This is a genomic window from Pseudomonas turukhanskensis (assembly GCF_027922365.1).
Lineage (GTDB): Bacteria > Pseudomonadota > Gammaproteobacteria > Pseudomonadales > Pseudomonadaceae > Aquipseudomonas > Aquipseudomonas turukhanskensis.
Genome location: NZ_BSFN01000008.1, coordinates 43,970 through 70,254, shown reverse-complemented (window position 1 = coordinate 70,254; position 26,285 = coordinate 43,970). Strand labels below are relative to the sequence as shown.

At 62.2% G+C, this 26,285-nt stretch carries 26 protein-coding genes; 10 read left to right on the top strand and 16 right to left on the bottom strand.

Features of this window, described 5'->3' with window-relative positions; genetic code table 11:
* Positions 1 to 127: 127 nt before the first annotated feature.
* Positions 128 to 1,015: an Hsp33 family molecular chaperone HslO gene (hslO, locus tag PKE98_RS15025; protein WP_271196119.1), complete on the bottom strand. Its 888-nt coding sequence runs from the start codon at positions 1,013 to 1,015 to the stop codon at positions 128 to 130.
* Between the two features lie 93 nt (positions 1,016 to 1,108).
* The gene (locus tag PKE98_RS15020) at positions 1,109 to 1,510 is read right to left on the bottom strand and encodes an RNA-binding S4 domain-containing protein (RefSeq protein ID WP_271196118.1); all 402 of its coding nucleotides are present in this window, start codon (positions 1,508 to 1,510) and stop codon (positions 1,109 to 1,111) included.
* Positions 1,511 to 1,616: 106 nt separating this feature from the next.
* Here PKE98_RS15020 and rimB point away from each other — a divergent pair, with 106 nt between their 5' ends.
* Together rimB and rimK are read left to right on the top strand one after the other, a co-directional pair.
* Positions 1,617 to 2,096, top strand: coding sequence for a retropepsin-like aspartic endopeptidase RimB (gene rimB, locus PKE98_RS15015; RefSeq protein ID WP_445009281.1), 480 nt, complete (start codon positions 1,617 to 1,619; stop codon positions 2,094 to 2,096).
* On the top strand, positions 2,093 to 2,998 hold the full coding sequence (gene rimK, locus PKE98_RS15010; RefSeq protein ID WP_271196117.1) for a 30S ribosomal protein S6--L-glutamate ligase: 906 nt from the start codon (positions 2,093 to 2,095) through the stop codon (positions 2,996 to 2,998). Before rimB ends, rimK begins: the two co-directional genes overlap by 4 nt.
* A 108-nt stretch (positions 2,999 to 3,106) precedes the next feature.
* Here rimK and PKE98_RS15005 read toward each other — a convergent pair whose 3' ends face one another.
* A complete protein-coding gene (locus PKE98_RS15005; protein ID WP_271196116.1) occupies positions 3,107 to 3,661 on the bottom strand; it encodes a methyltransferase family protein in 555 nt (184 codons plus the stop codon).
* Between the two features lie 109 nt (positions 3,662 to 3,770).
* Here PKE98_RS15005 and PKE98_RS15000 point away from each other — a divergent pair, with 109 nt between their 5' ends.
* From PKE98_RS15000 to PKE98_RS14975, 6 genes are read left to right on the top strand one after another with little or no spacing between them, the layout of a single operon-like run.
* A complete protein-coding gene (locus PKE98_RS15000; RefSeq protein ID WP_271196115.1) occupies positions 3,771 to 4,178 on the top strand; it encodes a beta-hydroxyacyl-ACP dehydratase in 408 nt (135 codons plus the stop codon).
* A complete protein-coding gene (locus PKE98_RS14995) occupies positions 4,171 to 5,055 on the top strand; it encodes an ABC transporter ATP-binding protein (protein ID WP_271196114.1) in 885 nt (294 codons plus the stop codon). The genes PKE98_RS15000 and PKE98_RS14995 overlap by 8 nt, the downstream gene beginning before the upstream one ends.
* Positions 5,052 to 6,233, top strand: coding sequence for an ABC transporter permease (locus PKE98_RS14990; protein ID WP_271196113.1), 1,182 nt, complete (start codon positions 5,052 to 5,054; stop codon positions 6,231 to 6,233). Before PKE98_RS14995 ends, PKE98_RS14990 begins: the two co-directional genes overlap by 4 nt.
* The gene (locus tag PKE98_RS14985; RefSeq protein WP_122453878.1) at positions 6,215 to 6,481 is read left to right on the top strand and encodes an acyl carrier protein; all 267 of its coding nucleotides are present in this window, start codon (positions 6,215 to 6,217) and stop codon (positions 6,479 to 6,481) included. The genes PKE98_RS14990 and PKE98_RS14985 overlap by 19 nt, the downstream gene beginning before the upstream one ends.
* Positions 6,478 to 7,590, top strand: a complete 1,113-nt coding sequence (locus PKE98_RS14980; protein ID WP_271196112.1) for a beta-ketoacyl synthase N-terminal-like domain-containing protein — start codon at positions 6,478 to 6,480, stop codon at positions 7,588 to 7,590. Before PKE98_RS14985 ends, PKE98_RS14980 begins: the two co-directional genes overlap by 4 nt.
* Positions 7,587 to 8,144: a hypothetical protein gene (locus PKE98_RS14975; RefSeq protein ID WP_271196111.1), complete on the top strand. Its 558-nt coding sequence runs from the start codon at positions 7,587 to 7,589 to the stop codon at positions 8,142 to 8,144. The genes PKE98_RS14980 and PKE98_RS14975 overlap by 4 nt, the downstream gene beginning before the upstream one ends.
* Before the next feature lie 142 nt (positions 8,145 to 8,286).
* Here the strand turns inward: PKE98_RS14975 and darH are convergent, their stop codons facing one another.
* The 4 genes from darH to PKE98_RS14955 all read right to left on the bottom strand — a co-directional run bounded on the left by darH (position 8,287) and on the right by PKE98_RS14955 (position 11,827).
* Positions 8,287 to 9,288 (bottom strand): BtrH-related acyltransferase DarH, encoded by a 1,002-nt coding sequence (darH, locus tag PKE98_RS14970; protein WP_271196110.1) that lies wholly within the window; start codon positions 9,286 to 9,288, stop codon positions 8,287 to 8,289.
* Positions 9,285 to 9,698, bottom strand: coding sequence for a DarG family dialkylresorcinol biosynthesis protein (locus PKE98_RS14965; protein WP_271196109.1), 414 nt, complete (start codon positions 9,696 to 9,698; stop codon positions 9,285 to 9,287). The genes darH and PKE98_RS14965 overlap by 4 nt, the downstream gene beginning before the upstream one ends.
* Positions 9,688 to 10,845, bottom strand: a complete 1,158-nt coding sequence (locus PKE98_RS14960; RefSeq protein WP_271196108.1) for a beta-ketoacyl-ACP synthase III — start codon at positions 10,843 to 10,845, stop codon at positions 9,688 to 9,690. The genes PKE98_RS14965 and PKE98_RS14960 overlap by 11 nt, the downstream gene beginning before the upstream one ends.
* Before the next feature lie 64 nt (positions 10,846 to 10,909).
* A complete protein-coding gene (locus PKE98_RS14955) occupies positions 10,910 to 11,827 on the bottom strand; it encodes a dialkylrecorsinol condensing enzyme (protein WP_271196107.1) in 918 nt (305 codons plus the stop codon).
* Positions 11,828 to 11,916: 89 nt separating this feature from the next.
* Here PKE98_RS14955 and PKE98_RS14950 point away from each other — a divergent pair, with 89 nt between their 5' ends.
* Positions 11,917 to 12,315, top strand: coding sequence for a DUF2141 domain-containing protein (locus PKE98_RS14950; protein ID WP_271196106.1), 399 nt, complete (start codon positions 11,917 to 11,919; stop codon positions 12,313 to 12,315).
* A 146-nt stretch (positions 12,316 to 12,461) separates the two neighbouring features.
* Here the strand turns inward: PKE98_RS14950 and PKE98_RS14945 are convergent, their stop codons facing one another.
* From PKE98_RS14945 to PKE98_RS14915, 7 genes are all read right to left on the bottom strand, one after another.
* A complete protein-coding gene (locus PKE98_RS14945) occupies positions 12,462 to 13,019 on the bottom strand; it encodes a lipocalin family protein (protein WP_271196105.1) in 558 nt (185 codons plus the stop codon).
* 12 nt (positions 13,020 to 13,031) lie between these two features.
* Complete coding sequence (gene bamE / locus PKE98_RS14940) at positions 13,032 to 13,286, bottom strand: outer membrane protein assembly factor BamE domain-containing protein (protein WP_271196104.1); 255 nt, start codon at positions 13,284 to 13,286, stop codon at positions 13,032 to 13,034.
* A 59-nt stretch (positions 13,287 to 13,345) separates the two neighbouring features.
* Positions 13,346 to 13,948, bottom strand: a complete 603-nt coding sequence (locus PKE98_RS14935; protein ID WP_271196103.1) for a DUF924 family protein — start codon at positions 13,946 to 13,948, stop codon at positions 13,346 to 13,348.
* Positions 13,949 to 13,951: 3 nt separating this feature from the next.
* Positions 13,952 to 14,962: a class 1 fructose-bisphosphatase gene (locus PKE98_RS14930; RefSeq protein WP_271196102.1), complete on the bottom strand. Its 1,011-nt coding sequence runs from the start codon at positions 14,960 to 14,962 to the stop codon at positions 13,952 to 13,954.
* Between the two features lie 101 nt (positions 14,963 to 15,063).
* Positions 15,064 to 16,731, bottom strand: a complete 1,668-nt coding sequence (locus PKE98_RS14925) for a histidine kinase N-terminal 7TM domain-containing diguanylate cyclase (protein ID WP_271196101.1) — start codon at positions 16,729 to 16,731, stop codon at positions 15,064 to 15,066.
* A 251-nt stretch (positions 16,732 to 16,982) separates the two neighbouring features.
* The gene (locus tag PKE98_RS14920) at positions 16,983 to 18,362 is read right to left on the bottom strand and encodes a DUF3999 domain-containing protein (RefSeq protein ID WP_271196100.1); all 1,380 of its coding nucleotides are present in this window, start codon (positions 18,360 to 18,362) and stop codon (positions 16,983 to 16,985) included.
* Positions 18,359 to 22,015: a DUF2339 domain-containing protein gene (locus tag PKE98_RS14915; RefSeq protein ID WP_271196099.1), complete on the bottom strand. Its 3,657-nt coding sequence runs from the start codon at positions 22,013 to 22,015 to the stop codon at positions 18,359 to 18,361. The genes PKE98_RS14920 and PKE98_RS14915 overlap by 4 nt, the downstream gene beginning before the upstream one ends.
* A 249-nt stretch (positions 22,016 to 22,264) precedes the next feature.
* On the opposite strand from PKE98_RS14915, the gene PKE98_RS14910 reads away from it, so the two are divergent.
* A complete protein-coding gene (locus PKE98_RS14910; protein WP_271196098.1) occupies positions 22,265 to 22,672 on the top strand; it encodes a YkgJ family cysteine cluster protein in 408 nt (135 codons plus the stop codon).
* A gap of 203 nt (positions 22,673 to 22,875) precedes the next feature.
* Here PKE98_RS14910 and typA read toward each other — a convergent pair whose 3' ends face one another.
* Complete coding sequence (typA, locus tag PKE98_RS14905; RefSeq protein WP_271196097.1) at positions 22,876 to 24,696, bottom strand: translational GTPase TypA; 1,821 nt, start codon at positions 24,694 to 24,696, stop codon at positions 22,876 to 22,878.
* A 129-nt stretch (positions 24,697 to 24,825) separates the two neighbouring features.
* Positions 24,826 to 26,280, bottom strand: coding sequence for a tRNA uracil 4-sulfurtransferase ThiI (gene thiI / locus PKE98_RS14900; RefSeq protein ID WP_271196096.1), 1,455 nt, complete (start codon positions 26,278 to 26,280; stop codon positions 24,826 to 24,828).
* Positions 26,281 to 26,285 lie beyond the last annotated feature (5 nt).

Below are 26,285 nucleotides of genomic sequence, written 5' to 3'. Positions count from 1 at the left end.
CCTCCAAACGTTTTGTAGTAACGATCAAAAAACTACTACATATAAAAAAGTGGCCGGATTATGCCAGAAAGCACAATTGAGGTGCAGCCTCTGATCATTTTCACTGGGCGCTAAACGCCCTGCATTATCAGTGCCGAGTATCGGAGGGGGATTTCACCCCGCCACCGGCGAACAATTGCGCCACATCCGCCGCATCGAACGCGTACCGCTCGTTGCAGAACTGGCAGTCGATAACAATCGTCCCGCCGCTTTCCACCAGCAGTGCTTCGGCATCCGGTTCACCGAGGCTCACTAGCGCGTTGGCCGAACGGTCCCGCGAGCAGCTGCATTTGAACTGCAACGGTTGCGGGTCGAACAGACGCAGGTTTTCCTCGTGATAGAGACGGTGCAGCAAGGTCTGGTTATCCAGCCCCAACTGCTCTTCGGCACTCAAGGTGTCGGCCAGCACGGTGACGTGCTGCCAACTGGCCGCGCGTTCTTCTGCGTCGGTGATGCGCTCGGCCGGCAGTTGCTGCAAAAGCAGACCACGGGCACGGCGGCCATCGGCGTTAAGCCAGAAGCGCGTCGGCAGTTGCTCAGATGTAGCGAAGTAGTCAGACAGGCATTCCGACAGATTGATTCCATCGAGCCCTACAATCCCTTGATAACGCTGGCCTTTGGTGGGGTCGACGATCAGCGTCAGCACGCCTTCGGGCATCAGCTCACGCAGGCCGGCGTCGGCAGTCACCTGCTCTTCGTGGTAGCGCGCGATGCCGCGAATTTCGCGGTTGCTCGAGCATTCCACCATCAGCAGCGGCACGGCGCCGGAGCTGCGCGCCTGCAGAATCAGCAGACCATCGAACTTCATGGTGCCAACCAGCAGCGCTGCGGCGGCCAGTAGTTCGCCGAGCAGTTGCGCGACCGGTTCCGGGTAGGGGTGTTTGGCCAGCACATGGGCGTAGCTCTCACCGAGGGACACCAGCTCGCCGCGCACATCGCTGTCGTCGAACATAAAGCGTTGGGAAAAATCAGACATAGCGGATTCGCAACCTTTGCCAGGGCCGGCGATTTTATGCGCAAAGCCTGCGGCTACCAAGCGAGTCTTCTCTATCGCCGCAGCGGGTGCTTTCTATAAGCCGCGGTCGCCACGGAACTGGAATAGCTGACGGCGCTGCTTCTTGCTCGGCCGGCCATCGGTTTCCACGCCGATACTGCCCGCCTTGCGCTGAGCGGCTGCAGACTCGCGGCGGGCAATGCTGTCGGCTGTTTCGCTGTACAACAGCTGCGCTTGGGGTGCACCACAGCGCACGGCCGACAATGCCTGCACCAGCACCGTGCGTTCGTCAAAGCCGATGCGAATCTGCAATTCATCGCCCACCTTCGGTTCCTTGCCTGGCTTGCAGCGCTCACCACGGCAATGCACCTTGCCCCCTTCAATCGCTTCTTTGGCCTGGGCACGGGTCTTGAAGAAGCGCGCGGCCCACAGCCATTTATCCAGGCGTACTTTGTTGTCGTCTTCGTGTTCTTTCATGAACGTCCTTCGCGTTTCGTGACGCTGTAACTCTAACGCTTCATCCACGGATGCGGTTGTCATACTGCGCAGCTAGAATCCGGTGACCTTTTGCGGATAGCACCTTTTGAAGACTTTCGATCATCTCACCGTCGTCGGCCTGAAAGAATGGATCGCCCTGCCGGACCTTGGCGTGGCGGGCCTGCGCGCCAAGATCGACACGGGCGCCAGCACCTCCAGCCTGCACGCCACCGATATTGTCGAGTTCCAGCGCGGCGGCCAGCCGTGGGTACGTTTCACCGCGCACCTGGGCACGTTGGTGCAGTTGCGGCATCGGCACTGCGAAGCGCCGCTGGTTGCAGTTAAAACCATTAAGAGCTCCAACGGTCACACCCAGAGCCGTTACGTGATCCGTACCAGCCTGGCCCTGGGTGACCGGGTATGGCAGGTGGAATTCACCCTGGCCTGTCGCAAGTCCATGCGTTATCGCTTGTTGCTCGGTTCCAAAGCCCTGGTCGAAGGCCACCTGGTGGTCAACCCGGGGCTTCGTTATGTCCAGGACAAACCGGTGTTTCCCACCTCTTCCTCTTCCACAGGTGCTGCATGAAGATTGCTGTGCTGTCGCGTAACCCGCGTCTGTATTCCACCCGTCGCCTGGTCGAAGCCGGCGAGGCGCGTGGGCATGAAATGGTAGTGATCGACACCCTGCGCGCCTATATGAACATCGCCAGCCACAAGCCGCAGATTCACTATCGCGGCAAACCGCTGGCTGGCTTCGATGCGGTTATCCCACGCATCGGCGCCTCGGTTACCTTCTACGGCTGCGCGGTGCTGCGGCAGTTCGAAATGATGGGGGTATTCCCACTCAACGAATCCGTGGCCATCGCCCGCTCGCGGGACAAACTGCGTTCGCTGCAACTGCTCTCGCGTCGTGGCATCGGCCTGCCGGTTACCGGCTTTGCCCACTCGCCGGACGACATTCCCGACCTGATCCAGATGGTCAACGGCGCGCCGCTGGTGATCAAGGTGCTCGAAGGCACCCAGGGCATAGGCGTGGTGCTGTGCGAAACCGAAAAGGCGGCCGAGTCGGTGATCGAGGCCTTTATGGGCCTCAAGCAGAACATCATGGTGCAGGAATATATAAAGGAAGCCGGCGGCGCCGACATCCGCTGCTTCGTGGTGGGCGACAAGGTCATTGCCTCGATGAAGCGTCAGGCCAAGCCCGGAGAATTTCGCTCCAACCTGCACCGTGGCGGTACCGCCAGCCTGATCAAGATCACCCCGGAAGAACGCATGACCGCCATTCGCGCGGCCAAGGTGATGGGGTTGTCGGTAGCTGGCGTGGACATCCTGCGTTCCAACCACGGCCCGCTGGTGATGGAAGTGAACTCCTCACCGGGGCTGGAAGGCATTGAAGTCACCACCGGCAAGGATGTCGGCAGCATCATCATTCAGCACCTGGAAAAGAACGGCGGGCCGAATATGGTGCGTACCAAAGGCAAGGGTTAACCGTCCTCTGTCGAAACGTAGGGCGAATATCCGCATCGCGGATATCCGCCGATTCACTCACACCGCGACGGCGGATATCCCGATGGGATATTCGCCCTACGCCTCTCCCTAAAAGATGTAAGGCACAAACATCTTGGTGCGCTGCATATAGTTGCGGTACGCCTCACCAAAAAACGCGGTGCATTCGGCCTCATCGCGCTTGGCCGCCAGGTACAGAAACACACTCGCGCCTACCGCCAGCAGCCCCGTCAGCACGCCCGGCTGCTTGAAAAAGATGCCCCAGTCGAGCAACTGCAACGAGCAAAACAGCGGGTGGCGAATCAGTGCATAGATACCGCCCGTGACCAGCTGCGACGTGCGCTCAAAGGCATACAGCTCTTCATCGGTACGCTGCTCGGCATTGGGCCGACCGTCGCGGCGCAGTTGGTAGATGCCCATAAACAGCACCACCAACGACAGAAACAACAGCACCCACGACACCTCCTGGTGCCACGAGAACCGCTCGTAAAACCATACCGGCGCATTCAGCACCAGCAGCGCCAGCATCAGCTCCCAGGCCCAGAACCGATAAAAACCATGGGACTGCGGATGCCCCATGGCCCGCCACGAAATCCCCACCAGCACGCCTGATCCCAGAGCGAACGCCAGCCACTGTTGCCACATACCCGTCTCCTTTTATCGCCACCTGCGAAACAGGCCCGCCTCAGGCACTGCGCCGCTTGCAGGCCCTCTGTTACACTGCCGGCCTTCGAAAATTCCTACCCGGCACGCAATGGATCGCACCGAACTGCACACGCTGCTGCCCCATCAGGGCAACGCCCTCTGGCTGGATTGCCTGCTCGAACACGACGCCCTGCGCATTCAGGGGTTGAGTGCCTGGCAGCACCTGACTGCATTCGGCAACGACGCCTCGCCCTGCCTGCTGTTCGAAGCTGCCGCCCAGCTGTGTGCCGCGCATGGTGCCTTATACGGCGAGGACAGTGCCATTGAAATGGCCCTGGTCGGCAAGCTCTCCCAGCTGCAACTGCACCATGAACCGACCGAGCGCAGCGGCGCGCTGTTAGTCGCTGCCACGCAAGAAGCACTGAGCCCGGCTGGCGCCCTGTACGCCTTCAGCATTCACGCCAACGACCACCTGTTGCTGGACGGCAAATTGCTGCTGGTGCTCGTCCGTGCTTGAACTGCGCAACCTTGGCTACCGCTACCCGGGCAGCGAACGCGCGGCCTTGCAGGGCATCAACTTGCACCTGCGCGCCGGCCAGTGCCTGGGCCTTTTGGGCAGCAATGGCGCGGGCAAAACCACCCTGCTCTCGCTGCTCAGCACTGTGCTCGCCCCCTCAAGCGGCGAGCTTGTGTGGGATGGCCCGCGCAGCCTGGCGCTGGTGCCGCAGCAGTTGGCTTTTTACGCCGGGCTGAAGGTGGGCGAAAACCTCAAGCTGTTTGCCGACCTGTATCGCCTGCGCAGTGCCGAGCGCCGCGAGCGCTTGCAGCTGTGCATCGATTGCACGGGCCTGGCAGACAAACTGCAACGCCGCGCCGAGAGCCTGTCCGGCGGTGAACAACGGCGGCTGAATTTCGCCATCGGTCTGCTGCAACCGGCGCAGTTGTACCTGTTCGACGAAGCCACTGTCGGCGTCGATGCGCAGAGCCGGCAACTGCTGCTGGCCGCCGTTGAGCAACTGACTGCCAGCGGCAAAGCGGTGATTTACACCAGCCATTATCTGGAAGAAGTCGAACGGGTGGCCCAGCGCATTCTGCTGCTGCACGAGGGCCAGGTGCGCCTGGACCTCGACACCACGCAACTGCTCGGCGCCGACCACGGCCTGCTGCTGGAATGGCCCGCGCAGATTCCCGCTGGCTTCGACGCCCTGCTCTCCCGCCTGCAACTGCATGCAGAAATGCTACCCAAGGGCCTGCGCATCGCTGCATTGAATGGCGAGCAACTGGCGGCCATCAGCACCTTTGTCAGCGCACAAACTCCGCTGCCGACCCTGATGCGGTTCGGCCGCCCTTCGCTGGAGCAGCTCTACCTGCGCCTCAACGGAGGTCAGCTGTGAGACTGCTCGCTCTGATGCGCAAAGAAGGCCTACTGCTGGTGCGCGACCCCCATGCGCTGGCCGTGCTGTTTATCATGCCGGCGCTGTTTCTGCTGCTGATGGCCGGCGCCATGTCGAGCTATATGCAAGACCGCTTGCCACCGTTGCAGCTCAGCCTCGACGTGCCGCAGCCAAGCGAGGCCAGCGACTTTTTCCGCACCGCCTTGCAGGCGCAATTGCCCGATAGCCAAATCGGTACAGGCGCGAACGTGGCCACCGTGCGCCTGGCCGCCGATTTTTCGGACACATTGCTCGCCACGCCGCACCAAGGCCCCACCTTGAGTTTTCCCGCGCAGTTCGATCGCCTGTCGCGCCAGCGTTTGCACAGCGCCGTCAGCATCGCCCTGGCGCAGACGCGCCTGCTCGCCTACCTGCAAGACAGCGGCGCGCTGGACCCGCAACTGAGCGCCGCCGAGCGCCTGGAACTGATTCAACAACGTACTCAAAGCCAGATCGACCAGCAGCAACAACTGGCCAACGGCGACCTCAGCGCCCAGGCCAACGCCACCCAGATGAGCGTGCCGGCGTGGCTGATCTTCGGCATGTTTTTCGTGGTGCTGCCCATGGCCGGCGGCTTCCAACGCGAGCAGCAAAGCGGCACCTTGCTGCGCCTGCGCTGCCTGGGGTTGAGTTTGCGCACGCTGGTGCTGAGCAAGGTGCTGCCGTATATGGCGCTGAATCTGCTGCAGTTCACCCTGCTGCTGGCGCTCGGGGTGTATGGCTTGCCGGCGCTGGGCCTGGAACCGTTGAGTTTGCCCGGCAACCCGCTGGCGTATCTGCTGCTGGCCATCAGCATCGCCCTGACCACCAGTTGCCTGGGCCTGCTTCTCGCCGCGTTGGCCCGTAGCACTGAGCAGGCACTTCTGCTCGGTGGCGGCATCAATATTCTGCTGGCCGCCATCGGCGGCATCATGGTGCCCAAGAGCGTGATGCCGGCGGCCATGGCGCAACTGGCTGAAGTGTCACCCATGAGCTGGGCGCTGGACGCCTTTCTCACCCTGCTGGTGGGCCACGGCTCACTGGTCGATATTGCGCCCTGGTGCCTTCGCCTGTTGCTGCTTGCAGCTGTGCTGGGCGGTCTGGGGTTGTTTCTGTTCAAGCAGCGAGTGCAGCACACGCAATGGACCACACATTATTAGAACAACAGCTCAAGCAGCTGCTGATCCGCGAATGCGACAAGGAAGACGATATCGACTGGCAAAGCATCGCCGACGATGAGCCCCTGTTCGGCCCCAAAAGCCGCATTCAGATGGACAGCCTCGACGCCCTGCAAGTCTCCCTGGCGCTGCAACAACACTACGGTGTGCGCATCGAAGGGGCCAAAGACGGCCGGCGCATTCTCAACACCATCGCCACCATCGCCGCGTATATCAGGCAAGCGCAGTGACGCCGGTGTACCTGCAACGCGGCGCCTTGCAGTGCGCGCTGGGTGCCGACCTGGCGACCGCCAGCCGTGCCCTGGGCGACGATCGAAAGGCGAAAGGACGCTCCTTTCTTCTACATGAACTGCAACAGCCCAGAACCTACCTGGACGTGGCCGGCCCTGCGCACACCCTAGACGCACGGCTGGATCAGCTGCTGCGCGAAACCCTGGGCGCGGAGCACGGGTCGCTGGATGACTGTGTGTTGATCGTCGCCAGCACCAGCCTGGACATCGTCGACCTGGAAACCCAGGCCGCCGAACAGGGGCAGTTCCTGCCGGACGACTCCACTTCGCTGGACCGCATCGCCGAACAGCTGCGTGAGCGCTGGGGCTTCGCCGATGCCTTTACCTTGAACACGGCCTGCACCAGCGCCGCCAATGGCTTGCTCTACGGCGCCCGGATGCTCGCCGATGGGCAGTTTGCCCGCGCCGTGCTGATTGCCTACGAAACGCCCAGCGCGTTGGCCATGCAAGGCTTCGGCGCGCTCGACTTGCTAAGCCCCAGCGGCCATTACCGGCCGTTTCACCCCGAACGTGACGGCCTGGTACTGGGCGAAACCTACGCCGCCGCCCTGCTCTCGCTCGAGCCTGGCGCAGCACCGCTGGCCCGTCTGCTCGGCGGCTTCAGCGCCTGCGATACCAGCAGCCTGACCACCACCCGCGAAGACGGCAGCCATATCGACTGGGTGATGCAGCAAGCGCTCAAAAGCGCCGAGCGCACGGCCGGCGACATCGCCCTGGTCAAACTGCACGGCACCGCCACCCAGGCCAACGACGTGGCGGAACGCAACGGCATGCTCAGCCTGTACGGCGAACACATGCCGGCGCTGTGCGTGCTCAAACCCTGGCTCGGCCACACCCTTGGCGCCTGCGGCCTGAGTGAAACCCTGCTGTTGATGAAAGCGCTCCAGCAGCACCAATTGCCGGGCCTGGATTACGCCGCCGAGGCCAGCCTGCCCCTGAGCTGCGAGCGCATTCAATTGCCCGGCGACGCCGTACTGCTGGCCAACTTTTTCGGCTTCGGCGGCAACAACGCCAGCCTGGTGTTGCAGTGCATGGGAGGTGCGCAATGAAGGTGATTGCCGCCAGTGAAATCCGAGGCTCGGCCAGCACCAGCGATAAAGACTTGAAAGCGGCGCTGAGCCAATGGCTGAGCAACCCGCCCCGGCGTATCGACCGCCTGATATTTCAGGCGTTACTCGGCGCCGCCGCCCTCAAAGACCACGTGCGCAGCGACTGTGGCCTGTACCTCGCTTCCTGCCACCCCGCACGGCCGACCATGATCGCCCTGCTGGAAGCCGTGTGCGTGCAGCACAAGCAACCCAAGCCCTTCGAATTCGTGAACAGCGTGAGCAATGCCGCCGGCTTTCATGTGGCGCAGCAGTTGGGGCTGGAAGGCCCAAACCTGTTTATCGGCGCGGGGCCTCGGGTGTGGTCGCAGTTGATGGGGTTGGCGCGGCTGGATGTGCAGGCGGGAGTGATCAGCCAGGCGTTGTTGCTGGTGGTGGATGAGCAGGGGGATTTTTGTGTGCAGGGGGTGTTGCTGGAGGGGGATGGTGAGCTGGGCACCAACAGCTTTGGCGAGCTAGCCGCTGGCATTCAGGTACAACAGCTCGCTCTGAACTAACGGGTTCTCCTACTGAATTCCGGGTCCCCGCCTGCGCGGGGACGACGGCGTTTTTTTGCAAGATCACCGTCATTCCCGCGCAGGCGGGGAATCCAGAATCTCGGATAGGAATGCGTAACGATCGGCAACCCCTGAGCGTCCGTTACCTTTTGCGTTTTGCCCACGCCCCCAACTCTTTCATCAACGCCCGCTCCTGCAAGGCAATCCCCCGCAACTGTTGCGCAATCGGCGCGAAATTCGGCGCTTCGGTTTTACTGCGGCTGGCGCGCACACAGGCCGAAGCAAACTGCCGCCAGTTATCGCCAATCGCGGTGAGCTGCATGGAGGCTTCCTGCAGGGTGGCATCGCCCAACTTCTCCCCCGCTTCCTGCAAAAAGCTGGCGTACATAAATCGGAAGCCCGCGCCGCCGGTGCCGATCTCTTCCTGCATACGCACGATATGGGTGAGGTACAGGCGGTTGTATTTCACCTGCGTCGGGTCGAGCTGTTCCACTTTGTTGGCCAGGTGCTGAATACCGCGGATGCCGATCCAGGGCAGCGGCATGCCGTCCAGAATCCGGGTGGTGGACAGCACGCTCTGGCGGACCAATTGGTTCCAGTCCTGCTCCAGTGGCACATCGTCGAGCCAGTACATCAAGCCTTTGGCCGCCAGCGCGCCTTTAGCGAAGCGGGCTTTTTGCAGGTCTTCACTGGCGCAGCGCACGGGCGCTTCGAACACCGGGTCGCTGATCAGGTAGTCGTTGCCTTCACGGCCGTACGCCAACAGGTTGTGGGCGTTGAAGTGAAAGCGCATTTCCGGCGGAAAGTACGGCAGCCAGAACACCGAACTCTGCAGGCCAGCCAGGCGCCCGCTGTCCAGCGCCGCGTCGAGCGCCAGGCGACCCTGCTCGGGCTTGCCGAAGGTTTGCGTATGAAGTTTGGCGCCCAGGCGTTTGCTCAGGGTTTTGATCAGGTGCTTGGGCGGCATGCGGTAGGCGATCAGGGGCATGCCGCTGAGTTTGACGATGGGCAGGTAGGCAAACGCCAGGCCCGAGGCGAGGCCAAACGCCATCGGCTCACTCATGGGCAGGCCGGCATGGGTCAGCAGGCTGGCCATTACGCCGCTTTCGCAGTGGGCGCTCTGACGGTGTTGAAAACTGCTCATGCCCGATCCTTGTTGTTTTGGTATTGGGTCAGGTCGGCCAGCGGCAAACCGAACGCGTCGGCGTAACGGCCGAGAATGGCGGCCGACAACGTGCGGTAAACAGCCGGGCGAAAGTGCCGGCGAATGCGCCATTGCCAGAGCCCGGTGATCTGCGCCAGCGCCGGCTCATCCAGGCGATAGCGGTACATCAGAAATTTCAGCGGCGACAGCTCGCCCCGTTGCCAGCCGGCATTGGCCTCGGCGGCCAGGTCTTCAAGTTCCTGCACGGCCAGTTGAGTGGCGTAGGCCTCGGGCTCCCAGCCATCGCTTTGCGACCCCTGGTAGTGGCCCTGGGCATCCACTGCGTACACCAGCTTGCTGTGGCCGCCGTAGGTGGAGCTGTGGTCTTGCGGCACTTCATCAAGCTTCATCGCCAACCACCGTCAGATGCATAAAGGCACTGGAGAAACGCCCGCTTTCGGGCACGTAGCACAGCAAGCGCTGACCACTGCGCAGGCGGCCGCCGTTCAATAGCTCTTCGAGCATGATGAAGATCGACGCCGCGCCAGTGTTGCCCTTGCTGGTGAGGTTGGTGAACCAGCGTTCCTGGGGAATCGGCAGGTCGGCATTGCGCAGGCCGACGGCCAGACGGTCGCGGAAGAATTCCGAGGAATAGTGCGGCAGAAACAGGTCGATCTCGTCGGCGTGCAACGTGCGCTTGGACATAATCCGTTGCAGCGCCTGCTCCACGGTGTATTTGACGATGTTGTCGTTAAGCAGTTTGACATTCTGTTTGATGGCCATCACCGAGTGGCGGCTACGCTCGTCGGCACTGTAGCGGCTCCAACCTTTAAGTTGGCCGTCCACCATATCGGCGCCGGCGTACATGCAGGCCGGCATCTGGTCGGCGAAGGAATAGATATCCAACCAATCGATACGCAAGCTCAGGCCCTTGGTATTGGCCTGCTGTTGCAGCAGCACGGCGCCGGCGCCATCGGAGAGCATCCAGCGCAGAAAGTCTTTTTCGAAGGCGATTTCCGGGTGGGTTTCCAGCTCGTCGACGCGGCTTTCGTATTCGGCGTTGAAGTTTTTGGCCTGCATCAGCACCGAGGCCACTTCCGAGCCACAGGCCACGGCGTTCTGGCTCTCGCCGCTGGCAACGCTGAGCCAGGCGTATTTCAGCGCACTCATGCCGCACAGGCAGATGCCGGCGGTGGACACCACTTCACACGGCGGGTTGCCGAGTTCGCCATGCACCATCACCGCGTGGTTGGGCATCACCTGGTCGGGCGAAGAACTGCTGGCCACCAGGCAGTCGAGCTGGTCGAGCTCGAAGCCGTTGCCGGCCAGGCCGCGAATGGCTTCGGCACTCACTTGGGCATTGGTCATGCTCGGCTCGCCACTGGCGGGGTCGATCACGTAGTGGCGGCTTTGAATACCGTTGCTGCGCAGTACCAGCTTGCGCGCGCGTGAGGGGCGCGCACCGACCAGGCCCAAGCGGCCTTCCATGCTGTCGTTGTCCACCGCGTCATGGGGCAGAAAGGCGCTGATGCGGTTGATAAATACGGGTTGAACCACGGGGCTTCCTTTTCGGTGCTTCCTCGAGTCACTTCAGAGCGCGCAGGCCACAACGCGGCGCTCATCACTCACCGGACGGACCGGCAAAGTAAGCTTTCTGCCGCTGGGTACGGGCCTTGAACACCGGCGCCAGCAGCTTTTTCAGAACGGCGCCAAGGGGCACCACAGTAATGATCAGGCACAGCAGAAAGGCCACATACACCACCAAGCCCAATCCACGACGCAGGCTTTGCTGCGGGCCGATAGCGGCGAGCAGCCGGCTCCAGAGCTGGAAGCTGCGGTTGCCGACGGTTTCGCTGCCGATCAGTTTTTCATCCACACGCACAGCGCCCAGGCCTTGCAACATCGGCTCGGCAAGGGGCAATGCATCGGCACTCAGGCGCTGGGCAATCGCCTCGCCAAAGCGGCTGCTGGCGACGATCTCGGCGTCGTCGATACCGGCACGTGGCACCCAGCTGTAAGGTTTTTGCCGGCCGGTAAACATCCACAGCGGCGTGGACAAAAAGCTCGCGGCGGTGCCGCAGGCATCGGTCAGCGCCACGTTGTCGAGCAGACGCGCGCCGAGCTGACTCAGGCGGGTTTTGAGTTTTTCCTGGGCCATCAGCCACATATTGCGGCAGCCAATCACCGTCACCACCGGCGTATCGCGCAGCAACTGTGCGGCTTCGGGCGAGGCGAGAAAGCTGGTGATGGGCAACGACGGCGTGAGGAACCACACCTGGTAGGCCAGAATGATCAGGTCGTAGCGTTTTGCAGGGTCGACCGCCAACGGTTTCAGCGGCTGCGGGCGCATTAGCACCGTCTCGGGAAAAATCCGGAAAAAACTGAGAAACGGCCAGGGAAACGGGTAAGGTTGCGCAGGTTCGATGGCCAGAAAGTCCACCTGGATGTCGGCGCGCTGCTGCAGCGGAGCGCAGACGGCATTGACCAGTCGGCTCAACTGCCCGGTTTGTGAATAGTGAACCACCAACACCTGACGCATGACGCGCGCAATCCTTGCAACACAAAAGTGCCGGAATTATGCCACACAGAAATCATCCCTCTGTAACCCAGCTAATCAGATCTGCCGGCTTGTTCCTGTTACTCGTCGGGGCACAGGCAGTGGCGGGCGACATTGTGGTCAAGATCGATGGCGTACAGGCCGAAGGGAAACTTGGCTTGGCGCTGGCGTTTGCCGACCAGCAAACCTGGCCGCAAACCCCGCTGCGCGAAGTGCACAGCACCGAGCCCACAGTACGCCTGCGCAACTTGCCGCCCGGGCGCTATGCGTTGCAGCTGTATCAAGACAGCAACGGCAATGGGCAGTTGGACCTGAGCCCGCGTGGCGTGCCGTTGGAGCCGGTGGGGTTTTCCAACAACCCGGCCCTGCTCACTGGCAAACCTACGCCGCTGACGTGTGGGTTTGAGCATGGGGCGGGTGATACCGAGGTGCAGATCAAGCTGCAATCCCCGAAGGCGAAAGGCCTTTGATCGTGTAGTGAACGCCGATTTGCGTCGGCGCGCTCGGTACCGTACTGGTGCGCGGAGCACACCCTACAAGAGCAATCGAGGTCCGCCTTTGTAGGGCGTGCTATGCGCACCATTGCGATCACGCATGAATCTACCGTCCTTGCCGGTTACTTCTTGATCGACCCATCCGGCGTACGCCAGATCAACTCGCCGGTGTCGTAGTTCTGCCCCTTGGCCACTTCCAGCAGCTTTTCCTTCATGCCGGGCTTGAGCTCAGGGGTGCGCGAGAGCAGCCACAGGTATTCGTGATCGGGGCTGCCGACCATGACGGTTTCGTACTCGTCGTCCAGGTAAAGCACCCAGTATTGGCCCTTGGTCACGCCGGGCAATACGTCGCTTACCCAGTTATCGAAGGTCACCCACAGCTTGTCGGTCTTGCCCTCCACTTGGGGCTCGGCCACACCTTTGGCTTCCTGCCATTTGCCTTCCAGGGTGCGGCAACGGTTCAGCACGCCGACTTTGCCATCGGGCTGCAGGGTGTAATGGGCTTCGGATTGCGCGCAGTCGCGCTGGAAGAACATCGGCAAACGCGCCGCCTCGTACCAGGTGCCCTGGTAGCGTTCGAGGTCGACTTTTTCCACCGTCTTGGGCGGTACCGGGCCGGTTCCGGAATTACTGCAGCCGGCCAGCAGCACGGCCGCGCACAACGAAAGATAAAAACGCATGGGCATGCCTCCTTATTTCAGACCATGGCCTGCGAACACCACCACCTTGTCGCCGGCGTATTGAATGCTGATGTAGGTTTCCTTATCGCCCCAGGTGCAGCTCGACAGGCCAATGGCGCCGGAGCAATCGGTGGGCGTACCGAGCAGTTTTTCCACTTCGGCCTTGTTCATGCCGACGGTGATTTTCGAGTAGTTGTCCTGGTTGATCTTGCTGCACGCGGTGATCAACACGCAAAACGACAAGAGCAGGATGCGACGCAAGGTCATGGAAGAACTCCAAGGCAGGGAAGAGAAAGACAGGCGAATGGCAACTGCCTGCTTGGACGTTAAAAGCCGGAACCGGGTTCCTTGAGAAAGGAAATTTCCTCGGCCGTACTGTCGCGGCCAAGTGCCTGATTACGGTGAGGAAAACGGCCAAAACGGGCGATTACGCACTGGTGACGTTCAGCGTAGTCGAGTGTGTGGGTGAAGTAGGCACGATCTTCTTCGCTCACCTGTTCCAGCAAGCCAGCGAACAGCTCGATGGCGAGATTCTGGCTGGCGAGGTTTTCGCTGTGTTCCAGCACCAGGTACACGAAGGTTTGTTCCAGCGGCGCCAGGGCCTGCTCCCAACCTGCGGCAAGGCCACGGGCAACCAGTTGCTGGGCGCGGTTGTCGCCGGAGTAAGCGAAAGGGCTGTCGCGGTAAATCATGCGCGGCAGCTGGTCGAGCAAGAGGATCAGTGCCAGCCAGCCCTCGGCGGTTTCGGTCCAGGCTTCCAGTTCACCGGCCAGCGCCTGGCGCACCAAGGGGGCGAAGTGCTCACGGGCGTAGTCGTCCTGGCTGTTCTGCTTGCCGAACCACAGGCCTTGCTGCGCGCTCGCCACCTCGGCCGCCGTTTCGCCGGACCCAAACCACCAGTCCAGCAACGGCTGCCAAGGGGCGCTCATGGCTTAACCCTGATGGTAGGCAGTGACGCGATCGACTTCTTCCTTCGAACCCAGGTACACCGCCACGCGCTGGTGCAGGGACGTCGGCTGGATATCGAGAATGCGCTCAATGCCGTTGGTGGACACGCCACCGGCCTGCTCGACGATAAAGGACATCGGGTTGGCTTCGTACATCAGGCGCAGCTTGCCCGGCTTGCTCGGCTCACGCGAATCACGCGGGTACATGAACAGACCGCCACGGGTAAGGATGCGGTGCACGTCAGCCACCATGGCCGCGACCCAGCGCATGTTGTAGTCCTTGCCCAGCGGGCCTTCCTTGCCGGCCAGCAGCTCTTCCACGTAGCGGCTGACAGGCGGCTCCCAGTGGCGCGAGTTGGACATGTTGATGGCGAATTCGGCGGTGGTTTCCGGAATGCGGATGTCATCGTGAGTGAGTACAAAGCTGCCCAGTTCGCGGTCCAGAGTGAAGCCTTTGACGCCGTTGCCCAAGGTCAGTACCAGCATGGTCTGCGGGCCATAGATGGCGTAGCCGGCACACACCTGTTTGGTGCCTGGCTGCAGGAAAGCCTGCTCATCGAGGCTGTCGTTCTGGCTCAGGTATTGGTCTGGGCAACGCAGTACCGAGAAGATGGTGCCGACCGAGACGTTGACGTCGATGTTCGAGGAGCCATCCAGCGGGTCGAATACCAGCAGGTAGGCGCCTTTTGGGTATTTGCCGGGGATCTGGTAGGCATTGTCCATTTCTTCGGACGCCATGCCGGCCAGGTGGCCGCCCCATTCGTTGGCTTCGAGCAGGATCTCGTTGGAGATCACGTCGAGCTTCTTCTGCACTTCACCCTGCACGTTTTCGGTGCCCATGCTGCCCAGTACGCCACCCAGGGCGCCTTTGGATACCGCGTGGCTGATCTCCTTGCAGGCACGCGCGACCACTTCAATCAGGAAGCGAAGATCGGCGGGAGTGTTGTTGCTTCGGGTCTGCTCGATCAAGTAGCGGCTGAGGGTAACGCGGGACATGGACGGCTCCAGAGGGTTTGAAATCCCGCGCAGTTTAGCGCGAGTCTGCCTGCAATTCCTCCTGTCAGACCCAGGGGCTGTCAGGAGAGTTCAGTACACGCCTAGGACAAGTCCTTGGACGAGGCAGTATCCATGCCACAAACCTTGTTACGGCCGCTACGTTTCGCCTCGTAGAGCGCCGCGTCGGCGATCTGTAACAGGTCTTCGAGGAACTCGCCCTGCGCCGGCCAGCACGCCATACCAGCCGAGAGCGTGACCCGTTGCGGGCCGTTGCGGGTAACGACAGGGGTGATCGCCAATTGCACGCAGATACGCTCCAGGCGCTGGCGCGCTTCTTCGGGGCCTACGCCCGGCAGAATCAGCAGAAATTCTTCACCGCCAATACGGAACACCGCATCGGTGCTGCGCAGCGCATCGCTGAGCAATTGCGCCACCAGCACCAGCACGTCGTCGCCGACCAGGTGGCCATGGGCATCATTCAACGCCTTGAAGTGGTCGAGGTCGATCAGGGCCAGAGCCAACGGTTTTTTCTCGCGCTGGGAACGGGCCAGCTCGCGGTCGAAGAATTCGTCGAGGTAACGGCGGTTGTACAGGCCGGTCAGCGGGTCGCGCAGGGCCTGTTCCTGCAACCGCTCGTGCAGGCTGGAAATAGTGCGCAGGCGGTCTTCGCTCACGGCCAGGGCCTCGGCCAGCTTGCGTTCGCTCAGGTGGCGCTGGGTGACATCGCGCAGGTAGAGCATCTGCCCCAGCAACGACGAGCCATTGCGCGTAGCGCGCTCAATGGCGCGGCAGCTGACTTCAAAATGGCGGACGGGATTATCCAGGGTCAGCAAGCGGTCCTGATTGGCGCTCAGTGGTTGCTGCAACAGTGCTTCCAGCGCTTGGCCGTACACCGGCCATTCACTCAGCGGTACGCCCTGCTGTTGCTCCTTCTTGTCGGCCAGGCGGCAGGCGGCCGGGTTGGCTTCGAGCACGCGGTGCTGGGTATCAACCACCAACACCGGGTCGAGCAATTCCTGCAACAGCAGATGACGCGCCACCGGCAGCAGGTCGAACAGACGTACGCCGACGATCAGCCAGGAGAACGCCAACAGGGTGAAGGCAAAGCAGAAGGGCGTGGGGTCGAAGCCGAACAGCTGCACATCGCCGAACACATAAGACAGGTTGGCGCCCCACGGCAGCAAGGTCACCAGCACAAATGCCAGGTAATGCCGGCGGTGCACACCACGGCTCTGCACGGCGGCCTTGATCACCACCGCCAGGCAGAAGAGTACAAACGCATATTCGTAGATGGCCGTGGCGTAGAAGAGCGGCCCATGCCGGTAATTGAGCGGCGCCCCGGGCAAGTCAGAAGCGGGTGCGGTGTCCGGGGTGTAGAACAGGCCGTGCCAGGGGTTGCTCAGCGCCAACAGCCAGACCAGCACCGGCACGACCGCAAACACAGCCACCTGACTGAGCGGCAGCGGCTTGCGTTCGCTATTGACGTATTGCCAGAGAAACACTGCCCAGAAGGTTGGCAGCCCGACGATGCCGGGCCAGGCCATGCTGGCCCAGAACATTTTGCAGCTGCTGCCCTGAGCCGCCATCTCGAGGCTGGCAGCGGCCAGCCACCAGAAGCTGGCCATATGCAGCAGAAAGAAACTTTCGCGGCCGGGAAAGCCCCGCTGGCGCGTAACCCAATGGGCGAGCATCAACACGCCCATGCATACCAGAACGGTAAACACCACCGGCATGCTCAACGCCCAACCTGAGTTACTGCAAAGGCTCATGACGCTACACCTACCGCCCAAGTGCTCACGCCCGAACCGGGGAGCCCTCTGCGGGATACTTCAAGGAAAGTGGTGAACCGGCGCAGCCAGAAAGGCCCAATGCCAGCGCTAAAGCGAACGCGCAACAATACGCCAAGTGGGGCGATAAACTAAAGATCTTCTGCGTAACGACGTAGATCGCTGGGTGCGCGGAGCCCCCAAGCAAACGCTGTCCGCTTGTGTAGGGTGTGCTGCGCACACCGTTACGCCAATTACGACTTCTGCGCGCGCAACAAACTCAACGCCATGCCCACCAGCAACGCCACACCAACCAACAGCACGGCCCACAACCCATAACGCTGCCAATCAACGCTGGAGGCCGGCGCTGTGGTCGCGGCCGTAGCGGCAACCGCCAGCGGCTCCCCGGCCCTGGCCACGCCCAGCTTGGCCAGACGCTTGTCGTCATACCCCGGAATCAACGTGGTCAGCGGCAAGGCATTGGCCTTGCCATTGGCATTGCCCAGTGCCAGCACATAAGGCGGCGTGCCGCGAGCCAGAAACACCAATTGCGTGGCGCGTAACCCGACTTTCACCGTTGGCGCCCCTTTGCCCAACCCACCGCCGCGCGGATCGACCTGCAAGCGCAGGTGCTGCACCCACTGCCCCGGCAATTGCAGTTCGTCATGCACCACATCCTTGCCGTTCTCTGGCAGGCGATACAGCAGGCCACGCGCCAACGGCTGCCATTTTTCCTTGCTGTCACGCCGCGTGCTGACGCTGACCGGCGCCAAGGTGTTGGCCTGAGCCAACTCCACGCGCAGCAGTTCCAGCGGCAGCGGCACCGGCAGATCCAGGCTGTATTCGCCATCTTTCACCTGCGTGGTGGGCAAGGCGTCGGACCAGGATAACGGCGCCGGCACACTGCTCTGCGAGGTGCTGAACAGTTCGGCACTGACCAGCACCGGCGCTTTTTGCGGCGCCAGCCACAGCAGGCGCAAATACCGCGCGCGCTGCCCGGGCAAGGTGGTGTCGCGTTGCTCCAGGCGTTCATCGGCAAAGGCCAGCCGGGCGATCTGGCCGTCGTCCCAGCGCGTCCAGGTTTGCAGGTCGTCACTGGCTTCGATGGAGAAACGCTGAAAGCCGTCCTGCTCGGCGGTCCAGTCCAGGCTGAGCTTGTTCAGCGGCGCATCGAGGGCGCTGGCATCGAGCAACCAGCCGCGCAGCACCTGCTGTTTATCCGTCGACGTCACGGCCTCGGGGCCAACCTGCACAATGGTGCCGGTGGTGGTGCGTTCAACCCGCACACTCGGCGCGCCGGCCGGAGCGTCGACGGCGCTGTACAGCGGGAACCACTTCACCGCCGTGGCCGTGCTGGTTTCACTTTGCTCGGCGCTGCCCAGCGTCAGGGCATACGCCTGCGCCTCGCCCTCGGCATTGAACACGCGCAGATCACGCAGATCGCCGAAGTGTGCGGCCAGGCGCAGGGCCATGGGTACTTCCAGGCGGTACCAGGGGCCCTCGCCGGACAGGGTCAGCGGCGCCTGGGTGCGGTAGTCCGTCCGCTCTTCGGCGACCGCGCCGACTGCGGAAACAGTCAGCGCCGCAGCCACCACTACGCAGCGCCACGCCGCTCGCGAAAACACACTACTCATACACTGGCCTGCTCTTTTTCAGCTTCAGACTCCGCGTGCCGAGGCGGCAGCGGTGCGAAATAACCCACGATCAACAACAGCACACCCACGCCGATAAACGACACGATGCGCTCCAGGCCGCCACGGTTGCCCAGCTCGACGAAGAACAGCTTGGCCACCACCACGGCAATCAGCGCGGCGCCCACCAGCCAGATTTCGCGGCGGCTGCGCAGGTGGCCGAAAATCATCAATGCGAGGGCGATCAGGGTCCAGACAATCGACAAGCCGGCCTGCACCAGCATCGACTCCAGCAGCAGATCCAACTGATACGGCACGCCGCCCCAGTGGTGTGCGGCACGGAACACCAGTGCGGTGAACAGGGCAAACAGCGAAGCGCCGGCCACCGCCTGCGGCAACCAACCCAGACGCTCGCCCTCGGGCAGATACGGCAAGGCCCCCTGCAGCCAGCGGCAGACACCGAACAGGGCGAACAGCATGCCCAGTTCCAGCGGGTTGATCAGCGGCACATAGGGCAGCGGCTCGGCATTGCCGTCGCTGGCAATGTTGGCCAGCCAGAACCAGCCGAGCATCAACACCGCCAACGGCAGCGCGGCAAACAACCGGTATTCGCGAGCGAAGATACGTACCGGCCACGGCCAGTCGCGCTTCGATGCCATGGCCAGCAAGTACAGGCTCGGCAATACGGCCCAACCCAGCCAACGCCAGGCGTTGTAGTGGTCCGACAGTACGTAGAGCAAATACCGCAGCTCCAGCGCCAGCACGCCGAGTATCAGCCAGCACCCCAGCACGTGCGCCGCACTCAGGGCGTTGGCCAGCAGCACTGCCGCCAGGCGCCGCAGCGACCACAGGTGCACGGCAAAGACCAGGCCCCAGCCCAGCCAGCCCAAGCGCGCGGCCGGGTGGTAGTCAACTTGCCAGGCGTACAGCAAGGCGATGCCCGCTGCCGGCACCAGCAGCGGGCACAGCAGGGCCAGCGCCTGCCAGTCTTCTCGCGCCGCGAGCCAGGCCCACAGCGCTACGCTGGCCGCCGCGACGATCAACAGAAGCGGCGCCTGCAAGCTCGGTTCGGCGAAGCGCAGCACTTCGCTGACGGCCGCCAATACCCACCAACCGGCGCCCCACACCAGCAGCAATTGCGACAGGCGGTCCAGGCTCAGCGAGCCCATGGCATCGACGTCATTGCGCGCCGCACGCATCAGGCGCCAGGCGCCGACCAGGGCGGCCAGCGCCAGGGTGGCCGGCGTCCAGAACCCGGCATGGGCCAAGGGCCGCAGTCCTTCGCTGCTGAGCGGCCCCAAAAGCAACGGGCTGGCGGCGAGGAACGCAATACCACCCAAGGCCTGCAGCAACAGGCCAAAGACAAAGCTGGCACGCTGTTGCAGGTGCAGGCTCAGCCAGACGATCAGCAGGCCACTGCCTGCCCACACCGCGCTGGCGGTTTGCCAGGGCAGCACAAACAGCACCGCCAGGTTGATAAACACCAGGCCAATCAGCAGCACCAGCGACAGCCCGCGCATCAAGCGCGCATCGCTGCGCACCTGGCTGTCACGGGCGGCCACCAGCATGCCGCCGATCAGCGCCAGGCCAATCAAGGAGGCCACCACCAGCCCACGCCAGCCGGCGCTGAACACGCCGCTGTCATCGCCCGTGGCACCGCGCAGTTGCAGCAGGAATAACGCACCGCCCACCAACTGCACGCCGAAGGCGGTAAACAGGAAGCTGCGCGAATGGATGCGCAGGCCGACAAACAAGGTCGCCAAGCCCGCCAGCGCCCAGCAAATGGCCGTGGCCTCGGCTTGCAAATTGAGCGGCGCGAGCAGGTACAGGAAGCTCAGCCCCAACACGGCCAACACCGGCAGGCCCCTACGCTCCCAATCCCTGGCTTGCTCGGGCGTGGCCTTGCGCAGTTGGTAGTGGCTGAACAGCAAAGCCAGGCCGAGCATCAACGCACCCAGCCAGGAACCGTCGAGCAGCGTTTGCTCGCCGCCGTGCAGGTCCAGCAGAAACGCGATTGCCGCGCCCAGTTGCAGGAGCATGGCGAAGGCGCGGGCCAGCGGCCGTTGCTGACGCAGACCCAGCCAGAAGATGCCAGCGCCCTCCACGGCCCAGGCAGCTGAGGTCCAGCGCGCATCCAGGCCCAGGGGGATGGCCAGCGAACCGAAGATCACCCCCAGCGCCATGCAGGTTTCCACCAACAGCAAGGCACGGCCCGGTGCGCGGCCGACCAGCACGCGGGCGATCAGCATATACAGCAGGCCCAAGGCCAAGGCGCTGAAGGCGGCGGCAAACTCCAGGTGCTGCACCAGCGCGAACTGCAAACCGAAACCCACAAGCGGCGGGCCGAACAGCATCGTGCCGTCGACGTAATCGCCCTGCCGACGCGACCAGCGCAGCAATGCGTCGCGGCTGTCGTCGTCCGGGCCGTCGCTCAGCTCGCGCAATTTACGCCGGGCAAACAACAGGCCGATGGCCACGTACATCAGGAAGAACACCACCAGGAAGGGTTCTGTGCTCCACAGCAGTTCCGGCGTGTAAGAGCGCATGCCCCACGCGAAGCCGATACCGAAGGTACCGACAAAACCAATCAGGTTTAGCGGGCGCCAGGCCTTGAACCAGGCAATGGCCAGAATGCCGCTGTTCAGCAGAATGAAATACGAGAACAGCGCGACATGGTTGCCGCTGCCGGTAGACGTCAGGATCGGCGCGGCAAAACCACCGAGTGCGGCGACGGCGGCCAGCGCCATGGCGTTCTGGGTGACGGCAAGAATCGCCGAGCAGATAGTGACTACCACCAACAAGCTCAATGCCAATTTCGGGTCGAGCAAGGGGTGCAGGCGGAAGGCGGCGAAGGTGGTCAGGTACAACACCGCGATACCGGTGCCCTGCAACATCAATGCGTAGTTCGGATTCTTGCGGCGCAGCCACCAGCCCAGCGCCAGCAAAGCCACGGCGCTGGCCGCTACACCGGCATAACGCACCTGAATCGGCACCACCATGCCTTCGGTGGCGTAGCGCAGCAAAAACGCCAGGCCGAGAAACAGCAGCACCACACCGATACGCAGCACGGTATTGCCGCCGAACAACCAGTTTTTTGCGGCGGCGAAACCGCGTTCGATCAGGTTGGGCTCGCGCGGAACTGGCGGCGGTGGCGGCTGGCGCGGTGGCAGCGGCTCTAAGGGCGTGCGGGTCCAGTCGTCCACCACTTGCAATGGCGTGGCGGCGACCGGCGTTGGCGGCGTGGAGAGCAAGTCGGCGGGCAGTTCGAAAACCAGGCCGGGGTCGTCCGTAGGCACGAATACCGGCTCCGGCTCAGGTTGGAGCTCGGGCTCAGGTTCTAGGCTGAAGGTCAGTTCGTCGGGCGTGGCGGCCGGCGCTTGCGCGGCGGTGGCAGGCTCGGCGGCAGGCCGAGCGCCGCTGGCTAGCTGCGCTTCCAACTGCGCCAGGCGCGCGCTGACGGCATTGGTGCCGCGCTCGAAGCGCTCGGCAAAGCCGGTGAGCTTGCTTTGCAGTTCGTCGTTGCGCAGCTGCAAATTGCGCAGTTGCAGCCATTGGCCGGCGGCAAACCCCAACAGGGCGCCGAGTAAACCGTCCGTGATCGACTCATCGAGCGAAACGCCGATAAGCAGACCCACCAGCATGAAAATCCATTGCATGCAGCGCTTCCTAGTCAGGCGAGGTGCCAGCCAATGACAGCCCGTCGCACGGCGGCGTCACATCCACCGCGTGGGCGTCCCTGTCCAGCTCACGCAGGCCGTGGCCTGCAAGAGCGAAAGTATATCCGCCCTACCGTGGCCCACCGCCACTACCAGCGCACGTTCTGCGATGAATCGGCGGATGGTTGTTCACAATTTCACCAATATCGCTATGATGCCGCCCCCCACACCGCGTAGCCCTTTCACGTCATGACAAAGCTATTGGTAGTCGGCGCCGAACTCGATCGCACCGACACCTGGATCAAATACGAACGCAGCATGTGCAGCAGCTGCGTTTCCAGTTGCTGCACCATGCCGGTGGAAGTGAAATTCGCCGACCTGCTGCGCATTGGCCTGGTGCAGGAATTCGAGCGCAGTGAACCGCCCAAGCAGATTGCCAAGCGCCTGATGAAAGAGGGCGTGGTGGAGCGCTTCAATCAGAAGTACGGCATCTACACGCTCACACGCATGGGCAACAACGATTGCCTGTACCTGGACCGTAAGACCCGCCTGTGCACGATTTATGAGCAGCGGCCGGATACGTGCCGCAATCACCCCAAGATCGGGCCGCGGCCCGGGTACTGCGCGTATAAGCCCAAGGCGGCGGCGAAGGTTTGATCGCGTAACGGCGGGCCCTCTCCCCCAGACCCTCTCCCGCGCGCGGGCGAGGGGTGACTTCTCCCCGCCGAGCACCTTTCAACCCCCTCTCCCGCTTGCGGGAGAGGGCTGGGGTGAGGGGCCCTTGATCTTTGCAGCAGGCATAAAAAAACGCCCCCGGTCTCGCGACCGGGGGCGTTTTCATTTAGCCGAAGCTAAACCAATTACTTGGCCGCTTTCTTGGCAGCGCGGGTGCGCTCGCCTTCGTCCAGGATCTTCTTGCGAAGACGGATGGATTTCGGCGTCACTTCACACAGTTCGTCGTCCTGGATGAATTCCAGAGCCTGTTCCAGGGTGAAACGAACCGGCGGAACCAGAGCGATGGTTTCGTCTTTGCCCGAAGCACGCATGTTGTCGAGCTTCTTGCCTTTGGTTGGGTTCACACCCAGGTCGTTGTCACGGCTGTTCAGACCAACGATCTGACCGTTGTAGATGTCCTGACCGTGCTCAACGAACAGCTTGCCGCGCGCTTGCAGGGTTTCGAGGGAGTAGGTCAGAGCCTTGCCGGTTTCAACCGAAACCAGTACGCCGTTCTGACGGCCAGACATGTGGCCCGACTTCATCACGTCGTAACGGTCGAAGATCGAGGTCAGGATGCCGGCGCCGTTGGTGAGGGTCAGGAACTGGTTACGGAAACCGATCAGACCACGGGCTGGAATGTTGTACTCCAGACGCACACGGCCTTTGCCATCCGGGGACATGTTGGTCAGGTCGCCTTTACGCAGACCCATTTCTTCCATGACCTTGCCCTGCGACTCTTCCGGGATGTCGATGGTGACGTTTTCGAACGGCTCGTTCTTCACGCCATCAACCACACGGATGATTACTTCAGGACGGCCAACGCCCATTTCGAAGCCTTCGCGACGCATGGTTTCGATCAGTACGGACAGGTGCAGCTCACCACGGCCCGAGACTTTGAAACGGTCGGCCGAGTCGCCTTCTTCAACGCGCAGTGCCACGTTGTACAGCAGCTCCTTGTCCAGACGCTCTTTGATGTTGCGGCTGGTTACGAACTTGCCTTCTTTACCGCAGAACGGCGAATCGTTGACCTGGAAGGTCATGGATACGGTCGGCTCATCAACGGTCAGCGGCTTCATCGCTTCGACGTTGTTGACGTCGCACAGGGTGTCGGAGATGAACAGTTGGTCCATACCGCTGATGCAGACGATGTCGCCGGCAGCGGCTTCTTCCACGTCTACACGGTGCAGACCGTGGTGACCCATGAGCTTCAGGATACGGCCGTTACGGCGCTTGCCTTCGGCATCGATGGCCACAACCGGCGTGTTCGGCTTGACGCGACCACGGGCGATACGGCCAACGCCGATAATGCCGAGGAAGCTGTTGTAGTCCAGTGCCGAGATTTGCATCTGGAACGGACCGTCGCGGTCTACGGCCGGAGGCGGAACGTTGTCGACGATGGACTGGTACAGCGGGGTCATGTCTTCAGCCATGTCGGTGTGGTCGAGACCAGCAATACCGTTCAGAGCGGAGGCGTAGACAACTTTGAAGTCCAGCTGTTCTTCGGTGGCACCGAGGTTGTCGAACAGATCGAAGATCTGGTCCAGAACCCAGTCCGGACGCGCGCCTGGACGGTCAACCTTGTTGATGACCACGATTGGGCGCAGGCCGGCTTCGAAGGCTTTCTTGGTTACGAAGCGGGTTTGCGGCATCGGGCCGTCCTGGGCGTCGACCAGCAGCAGAACCGAGTCCACCATCGACATTACGCGCTCAACTTCGCCGCCGAAGTCGGCGTGGCCGGGGGTGTCGACGATGTTGATGTGGTAGCCGTTCCAGTTGATCGCGGTGTTCTTCGCGAGAATGGTAATGCCGCGCTCTTTTTCCTGGTCGTTGGAGTCCATCACGCGCTCGTCGTTGAGCTCGTTGCGCTCCAGGGTGCCGGACTGACGCAGGAGTTTATCAACCAGGGTGGTCTTACCATGGTCAACGTGGGCGATGATGGCGATGTTGCGTAGATTTTCGATCACTTTTGCATCTCGATCAGAGGATTCGGTTCGCCGCTAAGTCTAGGCGGCCAGTATGAAGAATGAGTGGCTCAACAGCCCCGTCGGTCGGGGGGGCGGTGGCGGATACTGCCGCCATTCAGCCCCGGCGTTTTATGCCGGACGATAAACGCGCACATTGGCATGCCCCTCGCTGAGCAAGTGGTGGGCATGCAGGCGGCTCATCACGCCTTTGTCGCAATACAAAAGGTACTGACGGGTGGGGTCCAGTTCCTTGTAGCGACTGTTGAGCGCGAAGAACGGCAACGCTCTTACTTCGATGCCGTCCAACTCCAGCGGCAGATCTTCCTGGGCATCCGGGTGACGGATATCCAGCACGATCTGCCCAGGCAAGGCTTCACTCAATTCCTCAACCTGGATGTCTTGGCTTAACTCGTCGATCACCCGGTCGATCGGCACGGAACGGGCGCGCTCAAGGGCACGCTCGAACACGCTCATGTCGATCTGGGCTTCTTCATAGACGACGCGGTCAGGCTTGGCGCGGGTGGTCGGGTTTACCGAAATCACGCCGCAGTATTCGGGCATATGCTTTGCAAATTCGGCGGTGCCGATGTGCTCAGCCATATTGATGATGTCTTGCTTGTGGCTGACGATCAGTGGGCGCATCACCAGTTTGTCGGTGGCGCGGTCGATCACCGACAGATTCGGCAAGGTCTGGCTAGACACCTGGGAAATCGCCTCGCCAGTGACCAGCGCATCGATATCCAGGCCATCGGCCACACGGGTGGCGGCGCGCAGCATCATGCGCTTGAGCACGACGCCCATGTGCGCGTTGTCCACCTTGCCGAGAATTTCGCCCAGCACTTCTTCAAACGGCACGCTGACGAACAGCACGCGGTGCGAGCTGCCGTACTGGCTCCACAAGTAGTGGGCCACTTCCATCACGCCCAGCTCGTGGGCACGGCCGCCCAGATTAAAGAAGCAGAAATGGCTGATCAGCCCGCGACGGATCATCTGGTACGCCGCCACGGTGGAGTCGAAACCGCCGGACATCAGCACCAACGTCTGCTCGATGGCGCCCAGCGGATAACCGCCCAGGCCTTCGTGCTGGCTGTGGATGACATATAGAAGCTGATTGCGAATTTCCATGCGCACCAGCAACTCGGGCTCTTTGAGCGAGATGCCGGCGGCGCCGCACTGACGGCGCAACTGGCTGCCGACGTAGCGCTCCACATCCATCGAGCTGAAGCTGTGTTTACCGGCACGCTTGCAGCGAACGGCGAAGACCTTGCCGGCCAACTGATCGCCAAAATGCGCTTTGCATTTTTCGACCATGTCGTCGAAGTCGCCCAGCGGGTATTCGTTCACTTCCAGAAACTGGCCAATGCCGGGGATCCGGGTCAGACGCTCTTTCAGCTCGACCAGCACTTTAGGCGCGGTGAGTTTGGTCTCGACGTCGATGTTGTCCCACACGCCGTCCACCACGAGATCTGGATCCAGGTCACGCATCACCGCGCGAATATTCTTCGCAAGCTGGCGGATGAAGCGCGTACGCACCGGCCGGCTTTTAATGGTGATCTCGGGGAAGACTTTAACGATAAGTTTCATGAAAA